Consider the following 11,853-nt stretch of genomic DNA (forward strand, 5'->3'; position numbering starts at 1 on the left):
ATCATGCGAAGTACCTTCAAAGCGACCGTGATCATGCTGCTGAGGACGCCCAGCGCGCTCGTGTGGGCCCTCGCGTTTCCCGTGCTGATGGCGACGCTGTTCATGTTCATGTTCTCAAGTATGCGCAACGACGGATCGGTGGACGCCGTGCCGGTTGCGGTGGTGGCCGATGCCACCTGGGATGATTCGATGTTCGCGGAGGCGGTCAGCGCTCTAGCCGATGAGGGCGGCGACGTCTCCGGGGACGACTCCGGTGCCGCCCTGCTCGCCGTCACCGAGGTCGAAACCCTCGCAGAGGCCCGCGATCTACTGGATACTGGCGAGGTCGACGGCGTGTTTCGCGTCGATGATGCGGGGGAGGTCCAGCTTACCGTGGCACCTGAGTATTCTTCGGCGCACCAGGGAGATCGGGGGCGAAGCTACGGAATCAACCGTTCGATATTGGAAACCGTGGCGAGCTCCTATATCCAGTCCGAGGCGCTGTTGGAGGACCTCGTCGCACGCGACCCTTCCGCCCTGTCCGACCCGCAGGTCGTCGAGCGCGCGTTGTCGCTCGCGGCCGACACCGAGCACATCTCGCTGACGCGCGGCACGCCTGACGAGACCGTGCGCTACTACTATGCCCTTATGGGCATGGCCACCATGTTCGTGGCCCAGCTCTCCATGATCGCCGTGAGCAACATCAGGCCCACGGCCTCCGCCGTGGCGGCGCGCCGCTGCATCGCCGGCACGAGCCGCATCCGGCAGCTTGCGGGCGCCCTGCTGGGCTCGTGGGCGCTGTCGGCGATCTTCCTGTCCGTGGCGTTCGCCTTCATCCGCTTCGTTGTCGGTATCGATTTCGAGGGACGCGAGGGGCTGTGCCTTTTGGCCTTGGCTGCCGGAGCCTGCATGGCCACGGGGTTGGGGGCGCTTGTCGGATCGCTGCCGCTCAAGGGGTCGGCAACGTCGGGATCGGGTATCCTGACGGGTCTCACCTGCGTGCTGTCCATCTTTGCGGGCCTGTACGGCGAACCCACCATGAAGCTGGCGGACAGCATCGCGCGCGCCGTGCCCGTCTCGGCGTGGATCAATCCCACCAAGCTCGTATGCGACCTGTTCTACAGCCTGTATTTCTACGAGTCCCTGGTGCCGTTCGCCGCCCGCCTGCTCGCCTGCGTCGCATGGGGCGCGGTGCTCTTCGCGTGCGCGGCCCCGCTGTTCAGGAGGCATCGCTATGCGCATCTTTAGGACCGCTCTCGCCATCGCGTTCAAGCACCCCATCTATCTGGGCGTGTACGTGCTATTTCTGTCCCTCATCGGATCGTTTGTCACCGGCGGTGCCGCCTACGTCGAGGAGGATATCCAAACATATGAACCCGCGCGGGCGAGCTTGGCCGTGATCGATCGCGACGATTCCGACCTGTCGGAAGCCCTGGAGGGCTATCTCTCCCGCATACACGATGTGGCTGACGTCCCCGACGAGGAGTTCGCGCTGCAGGATGCGCTGGCGACCAATCAGGTCGATGCGGTCATCATCGTGACCCAGGGGTTCGAGGACGATTGCCTGTCTGCCGCGCGCAGCGACGGCGAGCTGCCGCGTCTGCAGGTCGCGTACGGCGGCTACACGCAGGCGTCGGCGTTTGCCGAGCAGCAGGCCGCCCGCTGGGTCTCGCTTGCAGGCGCCGAGGCGGCGTTGGAGCCCGAGGCGAGCGCCGCCGAGGTCGCCGCCGCCGTCGATGCCGCGGCGGGTCGCCGTGCTGACGTGGAGGTCGAGGCCGCCGAGGTCGCCACGAGCTCCGCGTATCCGCTGCAGACATATTTGAGCTTCAGCACCTATACGCTCATGTGCTCGGTGGTGGTCTGCGTGGGCCTCGTGCTCTCCAAGATGACGGAGCCCGACGTTCGCCGCCGTATGCTCGCATCGCCTTTGCGTCCCCGCAGGCTCGGTTTGCACATGCTGCTCGGCTGCCTTGTGATCACGGTGGGCGTGTGGGCGGCTACGAGCGCGGTGGGGGTCGTGTCGAGCGGCATCGGCACGCTCGTCGCCGCACCGGCCCAGGTGATGCTGGCGCTCGTCGCCATGCTCGTGTTCGCCCTCGTGCCGCTGTCCGTCGCCTTCATGCTCGCCATGCTGGGCGTGGGCGAGGAAGGGCTCAACGCGCTCGGCAATATCGGCGGCCTGATCATGTCCTTTCTGGGCGGTGCATGGGTGCCCATTGCGTTGCTGGGTGACGCCGTGCAGACTGCGGCTCGGTTCTCACCGGCTTTCTGGACCAACGAGGCCGTCGCTTCGCTGCTCTCGGCTCCGCAGCTCACGGCCGATGTGCTCGCCGAGGCCGGTTGCGGCATGGGCATCACGGCGCTGTTCGCCGTGGCCTTTGCGGCCATCGGGCTCGCTGCCGCTCGCTCCCGTCCTGTTCAGTAGGGCTGGCGCGGCCGTGCCGGTTCGCACCGCATGGGCGTTTGGTACAATGCGCTCGCGCCAGTAATCCATACGACACAGAGGGGATCTTATGGATACCATCACCGAACCGTCCAAGGTATATTTCTGCGATCTTCGCAGCCATGGCCGCGAGAGCCAGGTCGATAAGCTCAAGCGCCTGATTCGCCGCGCCGGCATCGATCAGATCGACTTCGAGAACAAGTTCGTCGCCATCAAGATTCATTTCGGCGAGCTGGGCAACCTGAGCTTTTTGCGTCCCAACTACGCCCGCGCCGTCGCCGACGTGGTCAAGGAGCTCGGCGGCAAGCCCTTCCTGACCGACTGCAACACGCTGTACGTGGGCAGCCGTAAAAACGCGCTCGAGCACATCGATTGCGCCTACCAGAACGGATTCACCCCGTATGCCACCGGTTGCCATGTGATCATCGCCGACGGTCTCAAAGGCACCGATGAGGCGCTCGTGCCGGTGAAGAACGGCGAGTACGTCAAGGAGGCCAAGATCGGCCGCGCGCTGATGGACGCCGACATCGTGATCAGCCTCACGCATTTCAAGGGCCATGAGCAGGCCGGCTTCGGTGGCGCCATGAAGAACCTGGGTATGGGCGGCGGCAGCCGCGCCGGCAAGATGGAGCAGCACGCGTCGGGCAAGCCCAGCGTCCATACGGAAGGTTGCATCGGGTGCCGTGCCTGCGAGCGCATCTGCGCCCACGGCGCCATCACGTTCGAGGAGACGCGCGAGCGCGAGCTCAAGAGCGGCAAGGTCGTGACGGTTCCGGTGGCGCACATCGATCACGATCGCTGCGTGGGCTGCGGCCGCTGCATCGGCGCCTGCAACCAGGATGCCATCGAGCCGGATTACGACCAGGCCGTGGATGTGCTGAACTGCAAGATCGCCGAGTACACGCAGGCCGTCGTGCAGGATCGCCCCAACTTCCATATCTCGCTCGCCATCGATATCAGCCCCAACTGCGACTGCCATGCCGAGAACGACACGCCCATCGTGCCCGATCTGGGCATGTTCGCGAGCTTCGACCCGGTCGCCATCGACCAGGCCTGCATCGACATGGCGCTGGCCGCGCCGGCGCTGCCGAACACCGAGCTCACCGACATGCGCGACAAGCTCGAGGCCGAGGGCGGCATCCCCGAGCGCTGCGAGCACGACCACTTCAACATGACCCATCCCGACACCAACTGGCGCTCCTGCATCGAGCACGCCGAGAAGATCGGTCTGGGTACGAGCCGCTATGAGCTCATCACGATGAAGTAGCGACAAGCAGTCGATTGGGCTGCCCGCCCCAGGATTGTCCTGGGGCGGGCGGCGTTTTGGGTCGTTTGGGGACGGGTTCATCTTCGTCGACGACATGTCGTCGACGAAGATGAACCCGTCCCCAAACGACCCAAAACGTTGCTACTTGTACGACACCCTGCTCGTTTGCTATAGTTTTGAGCGGTCTATATTTGGAGGATTGCTCAGCAACATGTCCGCATCAGGCGACAGTTCCACATCGCGAAGTACCACGGTGCCGGGCGGCTCGTCCGCGCCGGTGCCCGAATCCGATGATCCCTCACCTGTTCAGGTGGTAACCGACGTGCGCGACGACGCCGTCGAGGATGTATGCGCCACCTGCCCCAAACGGCGACGCTCCTGCCCCAAATACCCTTGCAAGCAGGACCGTGGGCGCAATCCCAAAGAACCGCCGCACTACACGGTCGGCGAAGAAATCGCGAACTCCATCACGCACGGCATCGGCGTCCTGCTCGGCATCGCCGGCCTCGTGCTCCTCATCGTGAAGGCCGCTCTCGGCGGCGCGGCGCCTGCGCATATGGCCTCGGCCATCGTGTTCGGCGTCTCGATCATCCTCGAGTACCTTGCGTCGACGCTGTACCACGCCATCCAGGTGCCCGCGGCGAAGCGCATCTTCCGCACTATCGACCACAGCTGCATCTACCTGCTTATCGCGGGCTCCTATACCCCGTTTCTCCTCATCACGCTCGAGCCGTACGGCGGCATCGTCATGTTCGTGGTCATCTGGGCGCTCGCCTTCGCGGGCATCTCCTTCGAGATCGTCGGACGTCAACGCCAGCCGCGCTGGGTGACGATCATCATCTACCTCGTCATGGGCTGGCTCGTGGTGTTCCGTCTGCCCCAGCTCGTGGCGGCGCTCGATCCGCTCGCGCTCGCGCTCCTTGTCGTCGGCGGCCTGTGCTACACCATCGGCACCATCTTCTACCTCATGAAGAGCATTCGCTACATGCACAGCGTCTGGCACCTGTGGGTGCTTGCCGGCAGTATCTTCGTCTTCATGGTGGTGATCCTTTTCGTGATCTGATAGTTCGGGCGCCCTCGCGCCACCCGTACCGTCATCCGCGCAGGCGGATCGCCACGTTTCCACTCGACCTCGGAGGTTCGATCATTACGCTATGGGCATAGCAATTTCCATCATCGCAACGCTTCTTCTGACGCTTCTGAACGGCTATTTCTCCATGTCGGAGATGGCGCTCACCACGGCAAAGCGCGCCAGCCTCGAGCACGACGCCGAGGAGGGCGACAGGCGCGCCGCCAAGGCGCTCGAGCTCTCGACGGATTCCACCGACTTTCTCGCGACCATCCAGGTCGCCATCACGCTCGTCGGTTTCTTCTCCGCGACCGTGTCGTCCAACACGCTGTCCGATCCGCTGGCGACCTGGCTCGAGTCGTTCGGCCTGAGCCCGCTCACGACAATCGCCCCGGTCATCTCGCCCATCATCATCACGCTGGTCGTGTCGTATCTGTCCATCGTGATCGGCGAGCTCGTCCCCAAGCGCATCGGCCTCGCGGACGCCGAGGGCATGGCGAAGTCCGTCGCCGGCCCCATCTCCACCTTCCGCAACCTGGCCAAGCCGCTCGTGTGGCTAACCCAGGCCTCCGCCAACGGCCTGTCCAAGCTGCTGGGCATCAAGAGCGCCGATGATCGCCAGAACGTCTCCGAGGAGGAGATCAAGTACATGATCAGCGAGCAGGACACGCTGCTCGATGAGGAGAAGCGCATCATCCACGAGGTCTTCGACCTGGGCGATGCCGTGGCGCGCGAGGTCATGGTGCCGCGCGTCGACGTCACCATGTGCGAAGAGGACGACAACATCATGTCCGTCCTCACCGTCATGCGCGAGACCGGTTTCTCCCGCATTCCCATCTATCGCGAGGACCAGGACTGCATCGTGGGCATCGCCCACATCAAGGATCTGATCCGCCCCGCCCTCGAGGGCCTGTCGGACTCCCCGGTGAGCGACTACGTGCGCGATGCCACCTTCGTTCCGGACACCAAGGACATCCTGCCGCTGCTGTCCGAGATGCAGACGGCGCATGAACAGATGGTTGTGGTGGTGGACGAGTACGGCGGAACGGCCGGCGTCATCACGATCGAGGACATCGTCGAGGAATTCGTGGGTGAGATCGAGGACGAGTTCGACCCCGACAACAAGTACCTCACCCGCCTGTCGCGCCGCGAGTGGCTGGTCGACGGACGTTTTTCGTGCGATGATGCTGCCGAGCTCGGTTGGCCCATCGAGGAAAGCGACGATTACGAGACCCTTGCCGGCTGGATCTTGGATCTGTGCGATTCGGTGCCCGATATCGGCGCCGTCTTCGAGCAGGACGGGTACAAGTTCAAGGTGCAGTCCATGCGCGGGCAGCGCATCTCGCTCATCCGCGTGACCGGTCCCGACCCCGACGCAGAGCCCAAGCCTGCGGACGAGGCCGAAGACGGGCATAATGATAAGTAACGGTTCGCGGCTTGCCGCGGGCGTAGCGAAAGACGAAAAGGCGGAAACGTTCATGGCACAGCTGTTCAACATCCTGAAGATCACGGTGGGCGTCGACAAGCTCTGCGCCCGCGTGCTGGTCAACCCCGGCATGCCTCTCAAGACCTCGGAGGATATCGAGGCGACGGCGCGCGTCTACTATCTGGCGCCGGCCATCGCCAAGCATCTGTGCCTGGGCGACACCGGCCGTGAATTCCAGGAGTGCATGGGCGATACCGAGCTCGCGCACCTGCTTGAGCATCTGACGGTCGAGATCATGAACGAGACCGGCCTGGGCGGCAACGTGTCGTGCGGGCGCACCCGTGCGGTCCCCGGTGACGAGCGCCTGTTCGACGTCGAGCTTTCATGCCCCGATGACGCGTTGACCGTCGGCGCGCTTTCCTCTGCATCCTTCATGATGGACTGGGCGTTCCTGCACGCCTCGGCGCCGGCGCCCGATTTTCCCGGCACCGTCGCCGCCCTGCGCAGCCTGGTGCTCAATCTGCGCGGCGAGGGGGAGCAGGCCGCCGACGCCGCCGAGGACGTGGAAGCGGAGGGCACTGATTCCGAGGGTAGCCCCGAACCCGTCTCGGCGACTGAGGCCCAGGCTCCGGTTCAGCCGGAGGCCGCCGTACCCCGCCAGGATGCCCCGCGTCGCGCCATCGACACCGAGGGCCTGCGCATGCGGGCCAAGATGGCAGGTCATGCGCCTGCCAAGCGCGTTGCCGACGTGTTCCGCCCGATGTTCGGCGGCGCGGCGTCCAACCGCCGTTCCGAGTAAAACCGACCGCAAACGGCGCCGGGCGGCCCATCGATACGGGCCACCCGGCGCCGTTTGGGTCTATGCGATGCCCCGAGTGGGTACACGCAGGTATAATGAAGACTCCATCGACAACGTTCACTCTATACGGGAGGAGCAACATGGGTAAGGGATTCAGTTTTGTCGCAGGCGCGGTCTTGGGTACCGCCGCTGGTGTGGTCGCCGGCATCCTGGTGGCTCCTCGCTCGGGCGCCGAGACGCGCGCCATGGCCGCCGACATGGCCAACGACGCATGGGACAGCGCACGCGACATGTATGAGCAGGGCGTCGATACGGCCCGTGCCGCCGCAACCGATTTCGGCCCCATGGTGGACGCCAAGACCGATGAGCTTCGCGCCAAGGTCGATTTGGCCCGCGAGCGCATGGATCAGCTCCGCGAGCAGCTCAACGACGCCATCGCCGGGGGCAACGTGACGCCCGCCGCCGACGTCGTCGTCGAGTCCGTCGTGACCGATGCCCCCGCTGCGGGCGCTGAGGCCGCTGCCGAGGCGTAAATGCTCGTCGCCGATCTCCAGGGCGCGCGCATCTACCGCATGCCCGCCGAATCCAAGCGAACCAACAAGGATGGCACCCCGCGCGAGCCCAAGCGGCTCGGGCGGGTGCATTTTGCCGTGTTCTCGCCCGACGGTCTGCGCGTCGTGGGCTTCATGGTCAAGCTGCCCGATGTCGCCGCTATGATCAAGCAGCCCGATCGCTTCGTGGCACTCGACGCGCTCAAGGTATATGAAGGCGTGATCGCGGTGGCCGACGGCAAGGAGAACTACGACGATGCGGCGGCCAAGCGCTTGGGCATCAACCTCGATGAGTGCCTCATCTGGACCGGCATGGATGTCGTGACCGTTTCAGGTAAGGCCATGGGCTACTGCGCCGACTGCGCCTTCGACGCCAAGACCGGCAAGGTCTCCACATTCAAGATCACCAACGGCAGCACCTCGAGCATGCTCGTGGGCGACATCGAGATGCCCGCCTCCTACCTCAAGGGCTACCGAAAAGGCGCCATGGTCGTTTCCGACAAGGTGTGCGAGCTGGAGCTTTCCGGCGGCGCTGCCGCCAAGGCGGCCGAGGCGACCGTCGTGATCGGCGACAAGGTCAAAAAGGGTGCGGCCAAGATCGACGAGCACGGCTCGAAAGCGCTCGACAAGGGAAGCCGCGCGCTGGGCAAGCAGCTCGGCAAGACCAAGGGGATGTTCTCGTCGTTTGCCGCGGAGTATCGCAAGGCGGCGGGGGCGCCCAAGAAGAAAAAGAAGTAGCGCGTGCAATTTTGGGATGAGTCCTCGGGGAACCGCTGATCGATTCATTTCGCGCCGGTCGCCCCGTGCCGGGTGCCGCGGACGCGATTGATCGGTGTTTCCCCAAAATTGCACGGCCAACAATGGTACAGTTTTCCCAAACGCACCAAGGGGAGAACCATTGCCTAACTACACCACCTCCTACTCCAAAATCTCGAAGAAGCCCCACTATCGGCGCAGCAACGGCAACCAGCTGCCTTCTGCGCGCCGCAAGGGCAAGCGCCGGCCGGGGGCGCAATATCTCCACCATACGCAGGGGTTCGGACGCCACGGTCGCGGCCGCATGATGCCCCGCCGCAACGATTCGCGCCGACCCTATGCGATCATCGCGGTCGCCTGCGCCGCCCTGCTGTTCGTGGCGAGCGTCGTGTGGTACATCAACCGCAGCGTGCCCATCACCTTGAACGGTTCGGAAAGCTCGGTGCGCATCAACTCGACCATCCAGCAGCTCATCGACGACCAGGAGCTGAGCTATCGTGCGGGCGATCTGCTGGCGGTCGATGACAGCGTGCTCGAGAAGCGCGGGGGAGAGGCCTATTCCGTCGTGCTGAACGGCGAGCAGATCGACAACGCCGAGCTCGATACCACCCAGCTCACGGGTGGCGAGGAGCTCACCATCGGCGACGGGCGCGATGTCTACGAGGAGCACGAGGTCCAGGCCACCGCGATCCAGCCGACGCTGACGCTCAAGGGCAGCGGCCCCATCCAGTACGTCGAAACCTGGGGCATCCCTGGAAGGACCGAGGTGTGGACGGGCGCGGTCTCCGGCATCACCGCCGATCGCGGTGTGGTGCAGGAGGTCCAGAACTGCGTGGTGCGCGCGACGTCCGTCTCTCCGGCGGACGGGAAGTACGTGGCCTTGACCTTCGACGAGGGCCCCAGCAGCTATACCGAGCAGATCCTCCGGGTGCTCTCCGACGCGGGCGCCACGGCGACCTTCTTCATGCAGGGCGATCGGGTCGATGCCAACCAGGCTGCGGTGGCAAGCATCGCCGCCAGCGACAACGAGCTGGGCTCGAACGGTCAAAACGATGTCGACCTCACGACGCTGTCCGGTGACGACCTGCGCCAGCAGCTCACCCAGGGCTTCGACGCGATCGACCGTGCCGCAGATACGACCTGCGCGCTGCTGCGACCGCCCTACGGTCTGTTCTCCGAGCAGAATTGGACCGAGGCCATGGATCTGGTGAGCGCGGTCGTGACGTGGAATATCGATTCGGGCGACTACCTGCTGCCCGGCGCCGATTCGGTGATCGAGACCGTCATGGGTTCGGTCGGCAACGGCGACATCATCCTTCTGACCGACAACGACTCGTGCGGCGAGCAGACCCTGGAGCTGCTGCCGACCCTGCTTTCGCGCCTTCAAGACGCGGGCTATCAGATCGTGAGCCTCTCGGAGCTCATCAAGACCGACGAGGAGCTGGCCGACACGCTCGACCTGTCTCGCACCTCGATGCCCGCGGATGCCGTCCTGCCTCATCTATCGCTTGAAATAGATGAGGGTGAGGGGGAATCCGAATAGATAAAAATACAATCATGATGTAGGAATCGTCGAAAATCATCCGGTTGTCGCAGGCATGCAGGGTTGCGGCCGCGACGAAGGTCATGATGGACACAGCCTGTTCGACGTTGCGTACCGCTGCGCGACGTGGTCGATACGAAAAGATGGTCCGATGAGCGACATGCATGAGAAGAGTCCACAGGGGAAGACGGCCAAGTCCCCGTCCGGTGCCCGTTCGGCATCGCAGCCTGATCGCGGTGCCCAGAAGGGCGCCGCGCCGCGTCCCCATGCGCGCGCATCGGTCCCGTCTCAGCATCCGACCTATCGGCCGGCATCGGGACATACCTCGACGGCGGGGGCGTCGCGCAAGCCGACCGCCCACACCCGTGCCGCCTCGTCTCGGCCTGCCCCTGCATCCCACCAGACTCCTGAGCCGCGACCGCGGAAAGCCGCTTCCCGGCTCCAATCGCCGGGAGCTGCCCATCCAAGGGCGGCGCGCCCGCAGAGATCCCGCCAGCAGGCGTATGCGCCGCACGCGGCGCAGGGTTCGCCCCGGACATCTTCGGCGCCGCATCAGGGACACAGGGCGCCTCGGGGCGTGGCGCCCGTACGGCATCGCGAGGCGTACGTGCGTCACGAGCATCGCGGTATGCAGCGCGCGCCGCTCATCGCGGCGGCCGTGGCGGTTGTGCTCATCGCCGCCGTCGGCATCGGTGTCGGCTATCAGTTCTTCTGGCGTTCCGTCGACGTTACCGTCAACGGCCAGGAGGTGTCGGGCAAGATCGGCACGCCGGTCGACCAGTTCCTTGCCGACAACAACTACTTCGGCGTCAAGGCCGGGCGCCTGCTGTCGGTCAACGGCAACGTTCTCGATGAACAGGGCGGAGAGCGCTGCTCGGTCATCAGCGAAGGCGAGGCGGTGGAGACGTCGGAGCTTCCCGAGATGGAGCTCGACGACGACCTTGCGCTGACCGTGTCCGACGGTCTCGACAAGACCGAGGAGTATGTCGAGGAGATCGTCGAGATCGCCCCGAACATCACATCGGATGGCTCCGGTGCGATCCAGTTCGTGTCGCAGTGGGGCAAGCCGGGCAAAAAGAAGGTGTGGACGGGCAAGCAGTCCGGCGAGACCGCCGACAAGGAGGTCGTCGAGGCTCCGGTGGACATGGTGGTCTCCATGTACAATCCCAAGCCCAAAGGCGACAAGAAGTACATAGCGCTGACGTTTGATGACGGTCCGAGCGCGTACACCAAAGACATCTTGGCCATCCTCGACCGCTATGGCGTCAAGGCGACGTTCTTCAATCTCGGCACGCAGGTCGACAGCGACAGCAAGGCGGTCGTGGAAGGCGGCCATGAGATGGCGAGCCACACGAATCAGCACGCCAACCTGCCCGATTGCGATCGCGATTCGCTGCGCGCCGAGATCAGCAGCGCAGCGGACGCCATCGAAGGGGCGTCGGGCGTCCGGCCCCAGATGATCCGCGCCCCGTATGGCGCCTTCACGCTTACCGAATGGGCGCGCGCGGGGGATCTGATCAGCTGCAACGTGCTGTGGAACATCGACACGCTCGACTGGAAGCTGCCCGGCGCCGAGGCCATCAAGAACAAGGTGCTCGCGGGTGCCTACAACGGCGCGATCGCGCTTATGCATGACGGCGGCGGGAACCGCGCCCAGGACGTCGAGGCGCTGCCGGGCATCATCGAGGCCCTGCAGGCCGACGGCTACGAGCTGGTGACGGTGTCGGAGCTCATGGAGCTCGACGGGCGTTTTCCCCAGGACGTGATCGATGGGACCGTCAAGATGCCCGAAGACGCTACACTCCCCAACCTGTAGTGAAATTTTAGGGACAGTCCCTAAAATTACACATACGTCGCAGAGGGTGATGGCGGAATCGCCCCCTGCATTTTTAGGGACTGTCCCTAAAATTGCATGCTATAGTACAGACGGCTGTGCCCATCGGGCGCGGCCGTCTTGTTCTTGTATGGGGGTCACGAGAAAGGTAACAGGTGAGATCCAAACCTCGACCACACAGTAGCT

General features: G+C 64.5%; 10 protein-coding genes. All 10 read left to right on the forward strand.

The genetic code is table 11. The features are described 5' to 3' along the window. Positions 1–3: 3 nt before the first annotated feature. Positions 4–1,227: an ABC transporter permease gene (locus tag QVN30_RS06240; protein WP_289835808.1), complete on the forward strand. Its 1,224-nt coding sequence runs from the start codon at positions 4–6 to the stop codon at positions 1,225–1,227. Next, the gene (locus QVN30_RS06245) at positions 1,214–2,404 is read left to right on the forward strand and encodes an ABC transporter permease (protein ID WP_289835809.1); all 1,191 of its coding nucleotides are present in this window, start codon (positions 1,214–1,216) and stop codon (positions 2,402–2,404) included. The genes QVN30_RS06240 and QVN30_RS06245 overlap by 14 nt, the downstream gene beginning before the upstream one ends. A gap of 88 nt (positions 2,405–2,492) precedes the next feature. Next, a complete protein-coding gene (locus tag QVN30_RS06250) occupies positions 2,493–3,689 on the forward strand; it encodes a DUF362 domain-containing protein (RefSeq protein WP_066831315.1) in 1,197 nt (398 codons plus the stop codon). A gap of 211 nt (positions 3,690–3,900) precedes the next feature. After that, positions 3,901–4,752: a PAQR family membrane homeostasis protein TrhA gene (trhA, locus tag QVN30_RS06255; protein WP_289835810.1), complete on the forward strand. Its 852-nt coding sequence runs from the start codon at positions 3,901–3,903 to the stop codon at positions 4,750–4,752. Between the two features lie 91 nt (positions 4,753–4,843). After that, entirely contained in the window at positions 4,844–6,184 is a 1,341-nt protein-coding gene (locus QVN30_RS06260) for a hemolysin family protein (protein WP_087200807.1), read from the forward strand. Between the two features lie 52 nt (positions 6,185–6,236). Continuing rightward, on the forward strand, positions 6,237–6,983 hold the full coding sequence (locus tag QVN30_RS06265) for a hypothetical protein (protein ID WP_289835811.1): 747 nt from the start codon (positions 6,237–6,239) through the stop codon (positions 6,981–6,983). Between the two features lie 140 nt (positions 6,984–7,123). Continuing rightward, a complete protein-coding gene (locus tag QVN30_RS06270; RefSeq protein ID WP_066831321.1) occupies positions 7,124–7,516 on the forward strand; it encodes a YtxH domain-containing protein in 393 nt (130 codons plus the stop codon). Beyond that, positions 7,517–8,272: a PRC-barrel domain containing protein gene (locus tag QVN30_RS06275; RefSeq protein WP_289826881.1), complete on the forward strand. Its 756-nt coding sequence runs from the start codon at positions 7,517–7,519 to the stop codon at positions 8,270–8,272. It abuts the gene before it with no gap. A gap of 160 nt (positions 8,273–8,432) precedes the next feature. Then, on the forward strand, positions 8,433–9,833 hold the full coding sequence (locus QVN30_RS06280; protein ID WP_289835812.1) for a polysaccharide deacetylase family protein: 1,401 nt from the start codon (positions 8,433–8,435) through the stop codon (positions 9,831–9,833). A gap of 577 nt (positions 9,834–10,410) precedes the next feature. After that, on the forward strand, positions 10,411–11,649 hold the full coding sequence (locus QVN30_RS06285; protein ID WP_289835813.1) for a polysaccharide deacetylase family protein: 1,239 nt from the start codon (positions 10,411–10,413) through the stop codon (positions 11,647–11,649). Positions 11,650–11,853 lie beyond the last annotated feature (204 nt).

It is taken from the genome of Collinsella ihumii, from assembly GCF_030385545.1.
GTDB lineage: Bacteria > Actinomycetota > Coriobacteriia > Coriobacteriales > Coriobacteriaceae > Collinsella > Collinsella ihumii.

Coding starts and splice junctions, on each gene's coding strand:
- QVN30_RS06240 (WP_289835808.1), top strand. CDS start 4: ATGCGAAGTACCTTCAAAGCGACCGTGATCATGCTGCTGAGGACGCCC.
- QVN30_RS06245 (WP_289835809.1), top strand. CDS start 1,214: ATGCGCATCTTTAGGACCGCTCTCGCCATCGCGTTCAAGCACCCCATC.
- QVN30_RS06250 (WP_066831315.1), top strand. CDS start 2,493: ATGGATACCATCACCGAACCGTCCAAGGTATATTTCTGCGATCTTCGC.
- QVN30_RS06265 (WP_289835811.1), top strand. CDS start 6,237: ATGGCACAGCTGTTCAACATCCTGAAGATCACGGTGGGCGTCGACAAG.
- trhA (WP_289835810.1), top strand. CDS start 3,901: ATGTCCGCATCAGGCGACAGTTCCACATCGCGAAGTACCACGGTGCCG.
- QVN30_RS06275 (WP_289826881.1), top strand. CDS start 7,517: ATGCTCGTCGCCGATCTCCAGGGCGCGCGCATCTACCGCATGCCCGCC.
- QVN30_RS06270 (WP_066831321.1), top strand. CDS start 7,124: ATGGGTAAGGGATTCAGTTTTGTCGCAGGCGCGGTCTTGGGTACCGCC.
- QVN30_RS06260 (WP_087200807.1), top strand. CDS start 4,844: ATGGGCATAGCAATTTCCATCATCGCAACGCTTCTTCTGACGCTTCTG.